Raw genomic sequence first — 19,051 nt, 5'->3', positions numbered from 1 at the left:
TTCGCGAGACACCACCGCGAACCGACAGCTACCCACATCGGGCCGTGCACGCAACGCCGCGTGCACGGCCCGGCGGCGTCTTCCCGCAGCGCGGATCAGGGTTTGCGCGCGACCGCGCCGTAGGAGTAGACCGATGTGGCCACACCGATATCGGGTGGCTCGGCGCGCCAGTCGGTGATGTCGACGAAGCCGGGCTCGACCAGCTCGAGGCCTTCGAAGGCGGAGTGGATCTGCGCGGCCGGCCGCGGATAATACGGCACCGCACCGGTTTTCGCGTACTCGTCGCACAGCCGCACGAGTTGCTCATTCTCGTCCGAACTGTCCCACAGGGTGAGGTAGCTGCCCGATGGCATCGCGGCCATCACCGTGCGCACGATCCGGATCATGTCCTCGTGGGAATCGGCGTGGCCGAGCACACCCATGAACATGACGCCGATCGGTTCCTCGAAGTTCAGCACGGCGCCGGCGTCGGAGATGATGGTTTCGGGCTTGTGTGCGTCGGCGTCGATATAGGTGGTGACGCCTTCGGGTGTGCTGCTGGTCAGCAGCGCCCTGGCGTGCGCGAGCACCAGCGGATCGTTGTCCACGTAGACAACCCTGGCGGCCGGGATGATCGCCTGCGCGACCTGATGCGTATTCTGCATCGTCGGTAGACCGGTGCCGATATCGAGGAACTGGCGGACGCCGGCATCGCGCGCCAGGAAACCGACGGTGCGGATGAGGAATTGGCGCGACTGTACCGCCATGGTCCTGATGTCGGGATAGATTTCGATGCTCTGTTCGCCGACGATCCGGTCGACCTCGTAGTTGTCTTTACCTCCCATCCAGTAATTCCAGATTCGCGCGGAATGCGGAATATCGGTGCGAATGATCGGGTTGCTGGCTTCGGTCACGGTATCGACCCCCTGGGCGATGAAGATATTCTCCTTGTCGCCACCCGGAGCACGCCCCCACCGGGTGAAACGTATTCGCCTTGCGACACTACAAGATTCGATGATCGGCCAGGGTGGAATTCGATGGAGCAATCCGGTTCGTCCCGATCTTCGCCTGCCCCTCGAGCAGCTCCCCCGTAGCTGTAGCCCAACGGCGCGGTACCGGAGTACGAGACACGAATCCCGCTGTAGCGGGACGTCCGCCGGGATCCATGATTCCTACGTTCGATCCATGGCCCCAACACATCTCGCCGCCGCACCGGATCGGAAGCCGACGGCACGACCACACCGCGGCGGGGCGCCGGAACCTCTGCCCGCCGCATCCCGGTTGCACCGGCCGCTCATGGTGACCGCGGCCGTCATGGCAGCGCTCGCGGTGGTCTCGATCGGCGGCATGCTCGCCGACGACCGCGTCTTGCTCGGCGAGTCGGTGTGGCTCAAGCCGTGCAAGTTCGGCGTCGCGTTCACGCTCTACAGCCTCACACTGGCGTGGCTGCTGTCGTTGCCGCACCGGGGAAGTCGTGTCACCTGGTGGCTCGGAACGGTGTTCGCCGTGACCGGCGTCCTCGACGTCGGTTTCATCGCTGTGCAGGCGGCCCGGGGCACGTTCAGTCACTTCAACAACGCCGACCCGGACCCGGTGAACCGGATCGGGCAGACCATCTTCATGTCCGGCGTGCCGGGTCTGTTCTTCGCGAATCTGCTGATCGTGCTCATCTTGTCCTGGCAGCGCGTCGCGGACCGTCCGACGGCCCGCGCCATCCATGCCGGGCTCGGCCTCGCCGTGGTCGGTATGGCGCTGGGCTATGTCATGGGGTACACCGGCAAGCAGCTCGTACGCGGCGCCGATGGCCGGGTGGTCGAACTGATAGCCGGGCATACGGTGCTGGACGACGCGGCCCGGTCGGAGGATGCCCGCGACGGACTCGCGAGCATGCCGATCACGCACTGGAGCACCGTCGGGGGTGATCTGCGCATTCCGCATTTCGTCGGGCTGCACGGCATCCAGGTGCTGTTGCTCGTGTCCGTCGCGCTGGCCTGGCTTGCTCCGCGCTATGGCTGGCTGCGCGCCGAACGCGCCCGCGCGGCGGTCGTCGGCGTGCTGGCGGCGGGTTACTCCGGTCTGCTCGCCCTCGTCTTCTGGCAGGCGATGCGCGCTCAACCGCTGGTCCACCCGGATCGCCTCACATGGGCAGCGGCGGCCGGGCTGGCCGCGACTGTCGCAGCGCTGCTCGGCGCGGTCTACGTGCGTCACCGCGGTACCGGGCGGCCGACCGCGGAATCGGTCAGCGCAGACGTTCCGCGTCGCGGGTGAGCGCGACGAGGGTCTTGCCGAGCATCGCCAACTCCTCGGGTGTCGCACCCTCGGCAATGGCCGTGGCGACGTCCTCGGCGGCGCACCGGGCGGCGAACCAGCGGTCGGCCAGGTCGGCGGCCTCTTGGGCGCTGAGCACCACCGAATCGTCGGGAATCCCGGTTCCCTTCAGGCTGTTGCGGTGTTCGTAGGCGCGTTGGCGACAGGACTGACGGCAGTAACGGCGACGACGCCCGGCCTCCGACTCCACGATCGCCCGCCCGCACCACAGGCAGGACAGCAAGCGCTTGCGCGACATGACGCAGAACACTAATGGCTCGCGGCCCCCGATCCGTTCAGTGACCCCCGGGAACCGACCCGCGCCAGGCGTGGCGGGCTCTGCACATCGGTGGCACTACAATGGAACGGTTCACCGCGGCCGCGTCGGGAACTATCGGCGCTGGCCCGATCGTTGCACAGTAGGTCCAGCGAGCGTGCCCGCTCGCGCGGGAGACGGTCGCAGCGCACGAAGACTCGAGCACACAGGGAGAGGCACACCATGGCAGATCGCGTACTCCGAGGCAGTCGGCTCGGAGCGGTGAGCTACGAGACCGATCGCGACCACGACCTGGCTCCGCGTCGGATCGCCCGGTACCGGACCGACAACGGCGAGGAATTCGACGTACCCTTCGCCGACGATGCCGAGATCCCGCCGACCTGGCTGTGCCGCAACGGTCAGGAGGGCGTGCTGATCGAGGGCACCGGCCAAGAGGCCAAGAAGGTCAAGCCACCGCGCACCCATTGGGACATGCTGCTGGAACGGCGCAGCAAGGAGGAGCTCGAGGAACTGCTCAAGGAGCGCCTCGACCTGCTCAAGACGCGCCGGCGCGCCTGAGCATCCATCGGCACGACACGGCCGCCGCATCGTTCGATGCGGCGGCCGTTCGCTTGCGTGCACAGGCAGCGGTCAGCGGCTCGCCACCTTGCGGTAGCGCATCAGCGCCAGCGGCACGGCCACCATGAGGATCGCCACCGAGCACGCCACCGAGTACTCGATGCAGTGGTCAGCTGCCCACCCGGTGGGTGCGACGAAGGTGGGCGGAGCGCCGTTGTCGAACAACTTGCGTCCCGCCGCCGACACCGCGGTGATCGGATTCCATTCCGCGATCGTGCGCAGCGGGCCGGGCAGGGTCTCGGCCGAGATGAACGCCGAGGAGATGAACGTCAGCGGGAACAGCCAGATCAGCCCGGCGCTCTGGGCCACCTCGACGGTCGGCGACAGCAGCCCGGTCAGCGCGCCGACCCAGGACATCGCGAACGCGAACAACAGGATCACCGCGAACGCCAGGGCGGCGTCGGCAACGCTGCCGTGGATGCGCCAGCCGACGACGTACCCGCACCCCACCATCACGGCCAGGCTGAGGATGTTGACCACCAGATCCGACAGCGTGCGGCCCATCAGCACGGCCAGCCGCGACATCGGCAGCGCCCGCATCCGGTCGATGATGCCCTTCTGCAGATCTCCCGCCAGACCGACGGTGGTGAAGGCGGCATTGAAGGCGACCGTCTGGGTGAAGATGCCGGCGAGCAGGAATTCCCGGTACTGACCGCCGCCGAGCGAGGCGCCGAAGATGTAGGCGAACAGGAACACGAACATCAGCGGCTGGATAGTGGCCGTCACCAGCAGCGTGGGCACGCGCAGGATGGTCAGCAAGTTGCGGTGGGCGACGATGGCGCTGTCCCGGAACAGCCGCAGCCGTGGGCCCGAGTCCGGTTGCGGCACTGGTGCTTCCGTCTCGGCCTTCGGGTGTGCCTCCCCGGCCACTGCCGTGCTCACGACATGATCTCCTGTTGTACGTCGTCGGTTTCCGGGTCCGCGAGGGTCGCGCGGCCCGGCTTGCCGGTGAGGGAAAGGAAGACGTCGTCAAGACTCGGCCGGTGCACGTTCGCGTCGACCACGCAGACGCCCGCGTCGTCGAGTCGGCGCAGCGCCTCCACCATGCTGCGCGAGCCGTCACCGACCACCACCGAGGCCTCGTCGGTCCCGGCCTCGTGGCTGGGCTCGCCGACGCCGATCTGCGCCAGCACGGCCAGCGCGGGCTCGGCGTCCTGACCCGCGGCCAGCGTCACGGTGAGCCGGTCACCGCCGATCGAGGTCTTCAGCTCATCGGCCGAGCCGCGCGCGATGACCCGCCCGTGGTCGATGACTGTGATGCGGTCGGCCAGCAGATCGGCCTCTTCCAGATATTGCGTGGTGAGCAGCACCGTGGTGCCGTCGTCGACGAGATCGCCGATGACCCGCCACATGTCCAGCCTGCCGCGCGGGTCCAGACCGGTGGTCGGTTCGTCCAGCACCACCACGGCCGGCCGGGCGACCAGCGCGCCCGCGAGATCCAGGCGACGGGTCATGCCGCCGGAGTAGGTCCCCGCCCTGCGGTGCGCGGCATAGTCGAGCCCGAGCGCGCTGAGCAACTCATCGGCCCTGGCGGAGGCCTGGCGCGACGACATCCCGTACAGCCGGGCGACCATGCGCAGGTTCTCGTAGCCGGAGAGGTTGGCGTCGACGGCGGCGTACTGGCCGGACAGGCCGATCCGTTTGCGCGCGGCCGCGGGATCGCGCAGCACGTCGACGCCCGCCACCCGCACCGATCCGGCGCACGGCTTCAGCAGCGTGGTGACGATCCGCACGGTCGTCGTCTTGCCCGCGCCGTTGGGTCCGAGCAGACCCATCACCGTGCCGGTCGGGATCTGTAGGTCGATCTCGTCCAGCACACGCACCCGGCCGTAGTTCTTCACCAGGCCGGTCACCTCCACCGCCAAACTCACGGGCGCGCCTCCTTCTCCTCCAGCCATGCCCGCAGCACCGGGCCGATCACCGCCAGCGCCTCCGGCGTGGTCATCGCGGAGTGCGCGCAGCGCAGCTCGTGATCGTGGATGGCGCCTGTGACATACGGCTGCCAGGAACCGGCGCGCCGGTCCGGGTCGGACCGGTTGATCTCGTCGTCGCCTGCGGTGAAGAAGACCAATTCGCCGTCGAAGACGCGGGGCTGGAAGCCGTGCGCGAGCAACGCACCGTTGTGGTAACCGGTGTAGAGCCGCTCCAGATGATCGACGGTCAGCGCCGCGAACGGCCCGGACCGCGCCCGCAGCAGTTCGGCCGCGTCCCGCAGGGTCATCGCCGGATCGATCTCCGCGCCGAGTTCGTCGCTGCCGAGTTCGCCGATGATCTCGGAAACACTGGGAGTCGCGTGCTCGAGCCACTCGTCCGACAGCCGGTAGCTGTCCATCATCGACAGCAACGCGACCTCGTCACCGGCCTCCTGCAGCTGCACCGCCATCTCCTGCGCGATCAGGCCGCCGAGCGACCAGCCCAGCAGATGGTAGGGACCCTCGGGCTGGATCGCCTTGATCGCGTCCACGTAGTGGCTCGCCGCCTCGGCGATCGACCCGTAGCCCTCCTCCCCCGCGACGTGCGGGGCCTGCAACCCGTACACCGGGCGGTCCGGCGCGAGATGCGCGAGCAACCCGGAGTAGCACCAGGCCAACCCGATCGCCGGGTGGACGCAGAACAGCGGTGCCTGGCTCGGCGCCGTGCTCGGGCGGATCGGCAGTACCGGCTCCAGCACCGAGGCGACGGCGGCGCCCGAGGTCGCGCCCGCGCGGTCGAGGCGGGCGGCGATGGCCGCGGGGGTCGCATCGCCGAACATCAGCTGCACCGGCAGGTCGATGCCCGTTTCCCGGACGTGCGCAACCACTTTCGTGGCCAGCAGCGAGTTGCCGCCGAGTTCGAAGAACCCGTCGTCCGCGCCGACCGATGCCGCGCCGAGCACCTCGGCGAAGGCCGCGCACAGCGCCGCCTCGGTGGGGGTGGACGGCGCGCGGTAGCCCTTGGTGGCGGTGAAGACCGGCTCGGGCAGCTTCCCGCGATCCAGCTTGCCCACCGGGCTCAGCGGCACCTCGTCGAGCAGCATGATCGACTGCGGGACCATGTAGTTCGGCACCAGCCCGGCCAGGTGCTCGGTCAGTTCGCCTGCGGTGAGGGCGACCCCGGCGCGCGGCTTCACATACGACACCAGTGCCGTCGCGCCCGCCGAGGTGCGATGCCCGATCGTGGTGGAGAACACCACCGCGCCGTGGCGCGCGAGCGCGGCGTCGATTTCGCCGAGCTCGATACGGAAGCCGCGGATCTTGACCTGGTGATCGGTGCGGCCGACGTACTCGATCTCCTGCGCCGAATCCCCCGCGGGCCGGTTGTTCCTCGACCCGGTCCACCATCGCACCAGGTCGCCGGTGCGGTACATCCGCTCCCCTGGCTTCCCGAACGGGTTCGCGACGAACCGCTGTGCGGTCAGCCCCGGCCGGTTCAGGTAACCGCGGGCCAGCGCGTCTCCGGCGAGATGCAGTTCACCGGTGACCCCGAGGGGTGCCGGATGCAAGCGCGCGTCGAGGATGGTCGCGTTGACGCCGCGGATGGGTCCGCCGATGGTGATCGGCTCGCCCGGCTCCATCGGCTCCGAGATCACCGTGACGATGGTGGTCTCGGTGGGTCCGTACACGTTGTACAGCTTGCGGGCGGGTGCCCACCTGGTCACCAGGTCCGGCGGCAACGCCTCGCCACCGACCAGCACGTGCTGCAACTCGGTGACCCCGGTGGGGTCGACCGTGCCGAGAGCGGAGGTAGTGATGAACGCGTGCGTGATCCGCTCCTGAACGAACACTCGCCGCAGGTCGTCGCCGCCGACCACCCCCGGGGGCGTGATCACCAGGGCCGCCGCGCCGCCGAGGGCGAGCAGCAGATCGAGCATCGCGGCGTCGAAGCTCGGTGTCGCGAAGTGCAGCACGCGACAAGTGGGCTCGACATCGAACCGCTGCGCGGTCTCGGCGGCGAAGTTGGACAACCCGCCGTGGGTGACCACGACGCCCTTCGGCGTGCCGGTCGAACCCGAGGTGTAGACCACGTAGGCCGGGTTATCGATCCGCAGCGGCGCGAGGCGTTCGGCATCGGTGATCGGCGCGTCCGGAGCATCGAGCACCAGCCCGCGGAACGCCGGGTCATCCAGCACGATCCACTCGGTGCCCTCGGGCAGCTCGCCGCGATAGTTCGACAGCGTGATGCCCAGGGCCGTACCGGAATCCGACAGCATGTGCGCGATGCGCTGCTGCGGGTAGAGCGGGTCGACCGGAACGAACGCCGCCCCGGCCTTGGCCACCGCGAGCACCGTGGCCACCGACTCGACCGAACGCGGAATACCCAGCGCCACCAGGGTTTCCGGGCCTACGCCGCGCCGGATGAGCACGCGCGCCAGCCGGTTGGTCCAGCGATCAAGCGCGCCGTAGGTCACCTCGGTGCCATCGGAGATCAAGGCGACCGCCCCGCGGTCGACGTTCGCCGCCTGCTCGAACACCTCGGGGAAGGTGACCGGGCGGTCCGGCTTCGCACCGCGCACCGGAGCAAGTCCCGACCATTCGGCGGGATCGAGCAGTTCCAGATCGCCGACCGCGGTGGTCGGGTTGGCTGCGATGGCCGCGAGCAGCCGGGTCAGTCGCCTGCCGAGCCGCTGTGCGGTCGACTCGTCGAACAGATCGGTCGCGTAGTTCACCGCGACGCTGATGCCGGCCGGATCGCGGTGCGCGGTCTGCGCTTCGGTCAGCGTGAACTGGAGGTCGAACTTGGCGATTCCGGTGTCCAGGTCGGTCGACTCTATGTGCAGCCGCGGCAGGTCGAGACCGCCGACCGGCTCGTTGCGGACCGACAACATCACTTGGAACATCGGGTGGTGCGCCTGGGATCTGGCCGGGTTGAGTACCTCCACGAGGCGCTCGAACGGCAGGTCCGCGTGGGCGAAGGCGTCCAGGTCGGTCTCCCGCACGGCGTGCAGGAGATCGGTGAACCGGGCACCGGGGTCGATCCGCGTGCGCAGCACCAGCGTGTTGACGAACATGCCGACCATCCGGTCCAGTGCTGGGTGACCACGGCCCGCGATCGGAGAGCCGATGGTGACGTCGTCGGTGGCGGTCATCCGGTGCAGCAGGACCGCGAGCGCGGCGTGCAGCACCATGAACAGGCTGACATTGTTGCTGCCCGCGATCATCTGCAGTTCGCGGTGGGTGACCGGGTCCACCGTGCATTCGACGGTGCCACCCCGGTAGGACGGCGTGGGCGGGCGTGGCCGGTCGGCCGGGACGGACAGCAACTCGGGGATGCCGTCCAGGGTCCGCCGCCAGTAGTCGAGCTGCCCGCTCACCACCGAGTCCGGATCGTCCTCGGTGCCGAGCACGTCCTGCTGCCAGAGGGTGTAATCGGCGTACTGGACCTCGGGCTCGGCCCAGTCGGGCGCGACGCCCGCGCAGGCTGCGCGGTACGCGACGGCGATATCGGCGGCCACCGGCTCGAGTGACCAGCCGTCCATCGCGATGTGGTGCACGACCAGCACCAGGACGTGCTGCTCGGACATGCCCGGAACGGCGGCGCCGCCGGCCGCAACGGAGATCAGCGCCGCGCGAATCGGAACGGTGGTGGCGAGGTCGAATCCCGGTGCGGCGAAACGGCGTACGGTGGCCTCGACCTGGTCGTGCGGCACCGTCGCGCGAGACAGCGCGATCGCCGCATCGGCCGGATCGAGGACCACCTGGAAGGGCGCGCCGTCGGTCTCCGGGAACACCGTCCGCAGCGTCTCGTGCCTGGCCTGCACCGCGTGCAGTGCGGAGACCAGTGCGTCGACGTTCAAACGGCCGGTCATACGCAGCACGAGCGGGATGTTGTACGCACCCGCCGACCGATCCGCGGCCCCGCCCGCGTTGAATCGGTTGAGGAACCACAGCCGCCGCTGCGCGGCCGACAGCGGGATCCGCTCCGGACGGCTCCGGCGCACCAGTGCGGGACGTCCCTCGTCGGGCTGGGCGCCTGCGTCCAGCAGCTCGGCGAGAGCGGAGACCGTCGGCGTTGCGAACACGGTCCGCACGGCGAGCCGCACGTTCGTCGCGGCGGCCAGCCTGGCGACGAGCTGCGTTGCCAGCAGCGAGTTTCCGCCGATGTCGAAGAAGCTGTCCTCGGCGCTCACGCCGTCCGCGCCGAGCAGCTCACCCATCACCGCGGCGACCAGCCGCTCCGACTCCGTCCGGGGTTCGCGCCCGCCCGCGTCCGCGGTGAACCGGGGCTCCGGCAGCGCCTTGATGTCCAGCTTGCCGACCGGGGTCAGCGGGATGGTGTCCAGCACGGTGATGCAGGCGGGCACCATGTGCACGGGCAGACGGCGGGCGACGAAGGCACGCAGTGTCTCGACGTCCACCCCGGGCGCACGGTCCGCGGGCTGGACGTAGGCGACGATCCGGTCGGCGCCCGCGATGCGGCGCACCTCGGTGTGCGCGTACCGCACGGACGGATGGTCACCGAGCGCGGCGGTGATCTCGCCGAGTTCGATGCGGAAACCGCGCAGCTTCACCTGGTGGTCGCTGCGGCCGAGGTAGACCACCTCGCCCGCGGCGTTCCAGCGGACCACGTCACCGGTCCGGTACATCCTGGCACCGGGCGGACCGTACGGGTCGGCCACGAATCGCGTCGCGGTGAGCCCGAATCGGTCGAGGTAGCCCTGAGCCACACCGTGCCCGGCGAGGTACAGCTCACCGGGCACGCCGACCGGCACCGGCCGCAACCGCTCATCGAGCACCAGTCCCCTGGCGCCGCGCACCAGGCTGCCGATGGTGATCTGCTCGCTGCTGCGCATCGGACCGGAGATGGTGATGACGACCGTGGTCTCGGTCGGGCCGTAGACGTTGCACATCAACCGTCCCGACGCCCAGCGCGCCACCAGATCCGGCGCCAGCGCCTCGCCGCCGACCATGAGCGCGCGCACCTGCGGCAACGGCCAGCGTTCGTGGTCGATGGTGGCGAGCGCGGCCGGGGTCATGAAGCCGTGGCTGATCCGCTCGCGTTCCATCAGGGCGGCCAGTTCGTCGCCGCCGTAGATATCCGTCGGGCAGATCACCATCGCCGCACCGGCACCCAAGGCGATCAGCAGATCCAGGATCGCCGCATCGAAGCTCGGCGTGGCGAAATGCAGGGTTCGGGAATGCTCGTCGACGCCGATGCGGTCGCGGATCTCGTCGGCAAGGTTGGACAGACCGCTGTGGGGCACCGCGACGCCCTTGGGCGTCCCGGTCGACCCGGAGGTGTAGACCAGGTAGGCGAGATCGGCCACCTGGAGGGCACGGGTGCGCTCGCGATCGTCGATCGGAGCGTCGTCGTGCCCGGCCAGCTCGGCGGCGAATCCCGGGCGGTCCAGCAGCAACCACTCGATGTCGCGCCCCATCGGGCCCCCGGCGCGCAGCTGCTCCACGTGTGCGGCGACGGTGACGCCGATGGCGCAGCCGGAGTCGGCGAGCATGTGCCGGATGCGGTCGGCGGGATACTTCGGGTCTACCGGCACGAACGTCGCGCCGGACTTGGCCGCCGCCAGCATCGCCACGACGGAGTCGATCGAGCGGATGAGCCCGAGCGCGACCCGGTCGCCCGGACCGAGCCCGCGGGCGATCAGCGCGCGCGCCAACTGGTTCGAGCGCCGGTCGATCTCGTCGTAGGTCAGCGACGTGGTGCCGAAGCACAGCGCGGTGTTGTGCGGACGCCGCTGCGCGGTGGCGGTGAAATAGGCGGCCAGCGTGCACGGCGGGGCGGGCGGCCCGCCGTGCGCAGGAGCGAGCGTACGGCGCTCGTGGTCGGTGCGCGCGTCGATGTCGCGCACCAGCACGCGCGGGTCGGCGGCGATGGCGGCGAGCACCCGCAGGAATCGGTCGGCCAGCGTCTCGATCGTCACTGCGTCGAAAAGCTCGGCGGCGTAGACGAATTCGAAGGCACCACCCGGATCGCCGGTGTCGGCATCGGTCTCGGCGTCGAAACCGATATTCGAAACGCGCAGCTCCAGGTCGAATTTAGCCAGCGCGATATCCAAAGGCTCGGCACGCAGCGCGAGGCCGGGCAGCTCCAGCGCAGGCACCGGGCCGTCCTGCACACTCAGGGCCACCTGGAACAGCGGGTGACGGCCTGACGAGCGGGTCTCGCGGCCGAGTTCCTCTACGATGCGCTCGAACGGGATGTCGGCGTGTGCCATCGCGGCCAGCTCGGTGTCGCGGTCGGCGCGCAGCAGATCGGCGAAACCACGGTCCGGGTCGACGTCGGAACGCAACACCAACGTGTTGACGAACATGCCGACCAGATCGTCGAGCTTGGTGTCGGTTCGTCCCGCCACCGGTGTGCCGATCACGATGTCGCGGCCGCCGGTGACACAACGCAGCAGCACCGCGAAGGCCGAACGGAGCACCATGAACTTACTCGCGCCCTGCTCCCTGGCGATCGCGGAAAGCTTGCGCTGCAGCGGCTCGGGCAGCGTGAAACGCACGGTTCCGGCCTGCTGCGTGGGCTCCATGGGGCGCGGGCGGTCGTAGGGCAGCGGCAGCTGATCGGGAATATCCGCCAGCGCGGTCCGCCAGTACTCCAGCTGGGTGCTCGCCACACTGGCCGGATCGTCCTCCGCGCCGAGGCAGGCGCGCTGCCAGAGGCCGAAGTCGGCGTACTGCACCGGAAGCGGCGCCCACGACGGCGAAACGCCCTCGTGCCGTGCCGCATACGCGGCCGCCAGGTCCCTGGTCAGTGGACCGAGCGACCAACCGTCGGCGGCGATGTGATGCAGCACGATGCCGATCAGATAGCGCTCGGGCGAGGTGCGCAGCAACGACAGACGCACGGGTGTCTGCCTGGTGAGATCGAACCCGGTGTGCGCCAAAGCTTCCAGTGCGGCCTTGGCACCGGAGTCATCGATGTCGGTCACTACCGGGTCCGGCACGGCCCGCTCGACCGGCAGCACGACCTGCTGGGCGCCGTCGGCGTCCTCCGGGAAGATGGTCCGCAGCACTTCATGTCGCTGCACCAGGTCGGTGAGTGCGGCACGCAAGGCAGGCACGTCCAGCTCACCGGCGATGCGGATCACGAAAGCGATGTTGTACGCGCTCGATTCGGGAGCATATCTGTTGAGGAACCACAGCCGTTGCTGTGGCAGCGACAATGGGATACGTCCCGGACGCGGCGTCCGCACCGCCAGCGCCGGCCGCTGCGTCCGGGGCGCCGCGGCCAACTGTTCGGCGACCCCGGCGACAGTGGGCATCTCGAAGATCGACCGCACCGGCAGCTCCACGCCGAACTTCGCGTGAATCGCGGCGGCCAGCCGGGTGGCCAGCAGCGAGTTGCCGCCGAGATCGAAGAAGCTGTCCTCGGCGCCGGTGATCGGGCGGCCGAGGATGCCGCCGAACACGCCCGCGACCCGCAACTCCAGCTCGGTGCTCGGCGCGCGGGAGCTGCCAGGAGCCGCGAACACCGGTTCCGGCAACGCCTTTCGGTCCAGCTTGCCCGCCGGAGTGACCGGAACTTCGTCCAGCACGGCGATCGACGCGGGCACCATGTAGCCCGGCAGCCGCTGGCGCGCGGTCTCCAGCACGGCTTTCGGCTCGACCGGCCGGTCGGCCGTCACGTACGACGCCAGCCGCACTTGGCCGTGCTCGTCGGTGTGCACCATGGTCAGCGCGAAGCGGACGCCGGGATGCATGCGCAGCGCGTGGTCGACCTCGTGCAGCTCGATGCGGAAACCGCGGATCTTGATCTGGTCGTCGGCGCGTCCGAGGAAGCGCAGCTGCCCCGGGCGCTCCATGACCACCAGATCGCCGGTGCGGTACATCCGCTCGCCGCGCCTGCCGTGTGGGTTCGCCACGAACCGTTGCGCGGTCAGGCCGAAACGGCCGTGGTAACCGCGGGCCACGCCGGGACCGGATACATACAGTTCGCCCGGCGTGCCCGGCGGCACCGGGTGCAAGCGATTGTCCAGCACGAACAGCCGCATCCCGCGCACCGGCATACCGAGTGGCACCGGACGGTCCGGCAGCATCGGCCCGGTCGCGGTCGCCGCGACGGTGGCTTCCGACGGACCGTACATGTTGTGCATGCGATGCCCGGCGGTCCAGGTCTCGACCAGTTCCTCGGAACAGGCGTCACCACCGACGATGACCGCCTCGAGCTCGTCGAGTCCCTCGTTCGGCACGGTGCCCAAGGCGGCGGGCGTGACGAACGCGTGGGTCACCCGCTCCTCGCGCAGCAGTCCGGCCAGTTCGGCGCCGCCGTACATGCCCGCGGGGGCGATCACCATGGTGGCGCCGGCAGCGAAGCCGAGCAGCAGCTCCAGGACCGACGCGTCGAAGCTGGGCGAGGAGAAGTGCAGCGTGCGCGCCGAATCGGAGAGGCCGAACAGGTAGGTCTGCTCGGCGGCCAGCGAGGCGATGCCCGCGTGGGTGACGACGACGGCCTTGGGCGTGCCGGTGGAACCGGAGGTGTAGATGAAGTAGGCCGGTTGGCTCACCCGCATCGGCTGGTGCCGCTCGGCGTCGGTGATCGGGTCCGCCGGATAGCCGGCGAGTTCGGCGGCCAGGTCGTCGGAGCCGAGCACCAGCCAGTCGACGTGCGATTTGCGGTGCTTGCCCTGCGGCGCCGGCCAGGCGGGCATGGCAGCCAGGCTCGCGGAGTCGGTCAGGCCGACCATCGCGCCGGAGTCCCCGATCATGTGCGCGATCCGCTCACCGGGGTAGCTCGGGTCGATCGGCACATAGGCGGCACCGGTTTTCGCGACAGCCCACACGGCGGTGATGGCGTCCAGGCCGCGCGGTAGTGCGATCGCGACGACCATCTCGGGGCCCGCGCCATGGTCGATCAGGGCGCGCGCCAACGTGTTCGACCGCTCGTCGAGTTCCCGGTAGGTGGTGCTGGTGCCGAGGTAGCGGACCGCGACCGCGTCCGGCACCCGGACGGCCGTGTCGGTGAGCAACTTGGCCAGGGTGATCGGCGGCTCGGCCGGCGAGCCACCGAGCGGCACCAGGTTTTCGGTTTCCTTGCGGTCCAGGATGGGCAGGTCACCCACGGCCAGCTCGGGCGCGGCCACGCCCCCGCTCAGCACCGCGACGAACCGGCGCGCGAACGACCGCACCGTCTTCTGGTCGAAAACATCGGTGGCGTAGCCGAATTCGGCCGAGAGCGGTCCGTCGCCGGTGTCGTCGTGCACGACCAGCTGCAGGTCGAACTTCGCGATGTCGGTGGCGATCGGCAGCACGTGAGCGCGCACACCGGGCAGGTCGATGCGCAGATCCGGCGCGTGATCGTAGGACAGCATCACCTGGAACAGCGGGTGACGGGACGGGGAGCGCTCCGGGTTGGCCACCTCGACCAGGCGCTCGAACGGCACGTCGGCGTTGGCGAAGGCGTTGAGGTCCGCCTCGCGGACCACGTCGAGCATGCGATCGAAGCCCGCGGCCGGGTCGACCGCGGTGCGCAGCACCAGCGTGTTGACGAACATGCCGACCAGATCGTCAAGTGCCGGGTCCGAACGGCCCGCGATGGGCGTGCCGATCGCGATGTCCCCGCTCGCGCACAGCCGCGACAGCAACGTGGCCAGGGCCGCGTGCAGCACCATGAACATGCTCACGCCCCGGCTGGCCGCCAGCTCGACTGCGGCACGGCGGATCTCGGACGGAATGGTGAACTCGACCCGGCTGCCGACAGTGGACCTGTGCAGCGGGCGCGTCCGGTCCAGCGGTAGGTCGAGCTGGTCGGGCAGCCCGGACAGCGCCGAGCGCCAATGCGTCAGCTGGCGGCTGAGCGCACTGGCCGGATCGGACTCCTCGCCGAGCAGTTCCCGCTGCCAGAGCGCGAAATCGGCGTACTGCACCGGGAGATTCGTCCACTGCGGCGAGACGCCGTTCGCACGTGCGGACACCGCGGTCATCAGGTCCCGGGCCAGCGGCGCGATGGACCAGCCGTCACCGCAGATGTGATGCAGCACGATGAGGAACACGTGCTGCTGCGGTCCGGTGCGGTACAGCGCGACCCGGATCGGGGCCTGACTGCGCAGGTCGAAACCGTAGCCGGCGTATTCGGTGGCCAGCGCGGCCACGTCGGCGCCTGCGGCTTCGATCGGGTCGAGCATCAGCGGAATCGCGTCGGCCGGGTGGATCAGCTGGTAGGGCCCCTCCGGCGACTCCGGGAAGGTGGTGCGCAGGCTCTCGTGCCGTTCGATGACGTCCACCAGGCCCGCGCGCAGCGCCGCCACATCGAGCGGACCGTCGACCTCGACGGCCAGCGGCATGTTGTACGCGGCGGCGTGCTCGGAGAAACGGTTGAGGATCCACAACCGCTGCTGCGCCTGCGACAGCGGGATCCGGTCCGGCCGCTCGGTGGGCGCCAGCCGCGGCGACGACGCGTCGGAGGTCTGCATGGCGAAACGCTGGGTGAGCGCCGCGATGGTCGCGGCCTCGAACAGATCGCGGATGGTCAGCGCGGTGCCCAGTGCGGCGTTGATCCTGGCCACCGCCCGCGCGGCGATGAGCGAGTTCCCGCCCATCTCGAAAAAGCTGTCCTCGACGCCGATCTCGGTGTCAAGCACCTCCGCGAAGATGCTGGCGAGCACCCGCTCCACCTCGGTGCGCGGCTCGGCCACCGGCCGGATCGGGCGGACGCCGACGGCAGGCGCAGGCAACGCTTTGCGATCGATCTTGCCGTTGGCGTTCAGCGGCAGCTCGTCGAGCTGCATCAGCGCGGAGGGCACCATGTAACCCGGCAACGTGCGCCGCAGGCCGGTCAGCAGCGCGGCGGTGTCCAGGCGGGCATCGCCGTCCGCCTGCTTCGCCGCGACCACGTAGGCGACCAGCTCGTCCCCGGTGCGCCCGGCATGCGCCACGCAGACCGCGCGGGCGACGGCCGGGTCGTCGAGTAGCGCGGCCTCGATCTCCCCGAGTTCGATGCGCAGGCCGCGGATCTTGACCTGGAAGTCGCTGCGGCCCAGGTATTCCAGCACGCCGAGCTCGTCGCCCGAGCGGCCGACCTGCCACCGCGCCAGGTCACCGGTGCGATACATCCGCGTTCCCGGCGTGAACGGGTTGGCCACGAACCGGTCCGCGGTCAGCCGGGATTGTCTCAGGTAGCCGCGGGCCAATTGCACGCCGGCGAGGTAGAGCTCGCCGACCCCGCCGGGCGGGACCGGCTGCAGCCGCGAATCCAGTACGTAGGTCTGGGTATTCCACACCGGCGAGCCGATCGGCACACCGCTCGCGTCCGCTGGGCAGGGCCAGTAGGTGACGTCCACGGCGGCCTCGGTGGGGCCGTACAGGTTGTGCAGCTCGCAAGCGGGCAACGCCGCGTAGAACTCCCGGACGGCGGCCGCGGGTAAAGCCTCGCCGCTGCAGAACACCTGGCGCAGCCCGGTGCAGCCGCACAGGTCGGCCTCGGTGACGAACACCGAAAGCATGGAGGGCACGAAATGGGCTGTGGTGATCCCTTTTTCCGCGATGACCCGGGCGAGGTAAGCCGGGTCGCGGTGCCCGTCGGGCGCGGCGACGACCAGCCGCGCGCCGATCTGCAAGGGCCAGAAGAACTCCCACACCGAGACATCGAAGGTTGCCGGCGTTTTCTGCAGCACCGCATCGGTGCGGTCGAGCGGATACTCGTGCTGCATCCAGCGCAGGCGGTTGACGATCGCGGCGTGGGTCACGCCGACGCCCTTGGGTTTTCCGGTCGAGCCGGAGGTGAAGATCACGTACGCGAGGTGATCGGGACGCAGCTCGCCGCGGCGGTCGGCGTCGGTGATCGGTGCGTCGTCGAATCCGGATACCCGCGCGGTATCGATGTCCAGCCGAGGTGCGACCTTCGGCAGGTCGAGCTCGTCGTGGGTCGTGGTGAGCACGCACAGCGGCTCGGCGTGGCGCAGGATCTGCCCGATTCGCCCGGCCGGGTGCTCGGGGTCCAGCGGCAGGTACGCCGCCCCCGCCTTGACGATCGCATACATGCCGATGACCAGATCGAGGCTGCGACGCAGGCACAAAGCGACCGTCGTGTCGGGCCCGGCGCCGCGCGCGATGAGCAGCCTGGCCAGGCGGTTGGCGCGCGCGTCGAGTTCGGCGTAGGTCAGCGACTCGTGGCCGAATTCGAGTGCGATCGTGTCCGGGTCGGCGGCGACGCGCTCGGCGAACAGGCTCGGCAGCGTGCCGTCCTGCCTGGGCATCTCGGTGGCGTTCCACGCGCACAGGACCCGTTCTCGCTCGGCCGCGGTGATCGCGACGAGCGATTCGGCGGGTGTCTGCGGATCGGCCTCCAGGAACCGGCCGAGGAAGTCCAGGTAGCGTGCGTGATGCACGCTGACCTCGGCATCGCCGTAGAGCCGGGGGTTGGCTTCGAAGTCGACGCGGATGCGGTCGCCCGCTCCGTTGTAGATGTTGATCGACAGATCCTCGACCGGTCCGGTGGCCAGCACGTGGATCGAGCCGACCAGCCCGCCGAACCGCAGCTCGTTGTGGAACAGCATGAGGTTGACCATCGGGCCGAAGAATCCCCGCGCATCGCGGGAGTAGCCGCTGTCGCGCCGGATGTCGTCGTGGCGGTAGCGCTGGTGGCGCAGGGCGCCGGTGATCTGCAGTTCGGTCGCTTTCACCAGGTCGGCGACCGTGGTCGAGTCGTCGAACCGCAACCGGATCGGCACGACGTTGGACACCACCCCCGCCGAGCGGCGCAATGACACCGTGGTGCGCGCCGAAACCGGCAGGCTCAAGACCACGTCGCGGTTGCCGGTGACCGACCGCACGTAGGCCGCCATCGCAGCGACGAACATCGACGAGTCGGTCGTGTCACCGGCGGTGGTCGCCGCGGCCAGCGCTGCGTGGCGCTCGTCGTCCAGCACAGCGGTGGCGCGTCTGCGACCCGCGTCGTGCGTGGCGGCGGTGAGCCTGGCGCCGCCCAGGCTCGCCGGCTCGCCGGCTCCGGCCAGCTGCTCGAGCCAGTACTCGCGATCGTTGTGGAACCGGCTGGAAGTGTGGTAGTGCGCCTCGTCGGCGTAGATCTCCGCCAGCGATGTCGCACGCGAGGCGACCGGCTCGGTCTGGTTCTCCAACGCCGTGTAGATCTCCGCGGTGCGGGTGAGCGCGTTCATCGCGCCGTAACCGTCGATGGCGATGTGGTGGGCGCAGGAATACCAGATGTAGTCGGCCTCCCCGATCCGCAGCACCGCGTTGGAGGTCAGTGGGTCGCGCTCCAGATCGATCGGCGAATTCGTGTGCTCGTGCATCCACCGCAGCGCCGCCGCGTGCGGATCGGCCTCCGAGCGCAGGTCGATACGGGCCCAGCCGGGCCGGTGTACCGGATCGACGAGCTGGTACGGAGTGCCGTCGACCTCCACCAAGCGAACCTGGCCGACCTGGGTCTCGGCACCGAATCGCTCGATCGCGTAGAGCAGCCGCCCCTCATCCAGAGCACCGTGGAGCTCGACGTATTGCGAAATGGTCAACGGTACGTCGGGGCGGATGCGCTGCGCGTACCAGAGGGCCGTCTGTGCGGGTGACAGAGCAAACGGTTGTGCCGAAAATTCGCCGGATGAACATTGGTCGACGCGATCCGTGGCCAATGAACTCATCAATCACTCCGTTCTGCCGCTGTTGACGCAACTCCCCGAGCACCACCACAGCAAGCGCACGCGCGCCAGCCGTAGGACGTGATCCACGCCCTATGATTCGGAGCATCACATCAGCCGGATTGCCAGCGTTTTGGATTTGTTTCACATCCAACGCCCTTGGCAGAAGGCAATTTTGGTTGGTTACATTTCCGCAACCATTGCGACTCAACTAGGTCGAACCTACGGAAATGCCGGGCCGGACCAGACTGTTCGATGCTACTGCGCCGATCAGTGGAGTTATCGGGCTAACGCCGCGCAACGCAACACCGCCCCACTATTTCCGGGGCAAGTGGGGGGCAAGA

At 69.4% G+C, this 19,051-nt stretch carries 7 protein-coding genes; 2 read left to right on the top strand and 5 right to left on the bottom strand.

From position 1 onward, the window contains the following. Positions 1–95: 95 nt before the first annotated feature. Positions 96–893 carry an SAM-dependent methyltransferase gene (locus OHA40_RS29480; protein ID WP_330230100.1) on the bottom strand — a complete coding sequence of 266 codons (798 nt, stop codon included), beginning with the start codon at positions 891–893 and terminating at the stop codon, positions 96–98. Positions 894–1,164: 271 nt separating this feature from the next. On the opposite strand from OHA40_RS29480, the gene OHA40_RS29475 reads away from it, so the two are divergent. Then, positions 1,165–2,247 carry a hypothetical protein gene (locus OHA40_RS29475; RefSeq protein WP_330230099.1) on the top strand — a complete coding sequence of 361 codons (1,083 nt, stop codon included), beginning with the start codon at positions 1,165–1,167 and terminating at the stop codon, positions 2,245–2,247. Here OHA40_RS29475 and OHA40_RS29470 read toward each other — a convergent pair. After that, positions 2,219–2,545 (bottom strand): hypothetical protein, encoded by a 327-nt coding sequence (locus OHA40_RS29470; RefSeq protein ID WP_330230098.1) that lies wholly within the window; start codon positions 2,543–2,545, stop codon positions 2,219–2,221. The two genes, OHA40_RS29475 and OHA40_RS29470, sit on opposite strands and share 29 nt — an antisense overlap. Positions 2,546–2,785: 240 nt before the next feature. Here OHA40_RS29470 and OHA40_RS29465 point away from each other — a divergent pair, with 240 nt between their 5' ends. Further along, positions 2,786–3,121, top strand: coding sequence for an RNA polymerase-binding protein RbpA (locus OHA40_RS29465; protein ID WP_330230097.1), 336 nt, complete (start codon positions 2,786–2,788; stop codon positions 3,119–3,121). A gap of 72 nt (positions 3,122–3,193) precedes the next feature. On the opposite strand, the gene OHA40_RS29460 is transcribed toward OHA40_RS29465, so the two are convergent. The 3 genes from OHA40_RS29460 to OHA40_RS29450 all read right to left on the bottom strand — a co-directional run bounded on the left by OHA40_RS29460 (position 3,194) and on the right by OHA40_RS29450 (position 18,710). Then, the gene (locus OHA40_RS29460) at positions 3,194–3,976 is read right to left on the bottom strand and encodes an ABC transporter permease (protein WP_330234427.1); all 783 of its coding nucleotides are present in this window, start codon (positions 3,974–3,976) and stop codon (positions 3,194–3,196) included. A gap of 83 nt (positions 3,977–4,059) precedes the next feature. Further along, a complete protein-coding gene (locus tag OHA40_RS29455; RefSeq protein WP_330230096.1) occupies positions 4,060–5,052 on the bottom strand; it encodes an ATP-binding cassette domain-containing protein in 993 nt (330 codons plus the stop codon). After that, on the bottom strand, positions 5,049–18,710 hold the full coding sequence (locus OHA40_RS29450) for an amino acid adenylation domain-containing protein (RefSeq protein WP_330230095.1): 13,662 nt from the start codon (positions 18,708–18,710) through the stop codon (positions 5,049–5,051). The genes OHA40_RS29455 and OHA40_RS29450 overlap by 4 nt, the downstream gene beginning before the upstream one ends. Positions 18,711–19,051: the final 341 nt, after the last annotated feature.

This window comes from Nocardia sp. NBC_00508 (assembly GCF_036346875.1).
Taxonomy (GTDB): domain Bacteria; phylum Actinomycetota; class Actinomycetes; order Mycobacteriales; family Mycobacteriaceae; genus Nocardia.
Note: the sequence above shows the minus strand (reverse complement) of the source record. Positions and strands in the feature narration are given on the sequence as shown.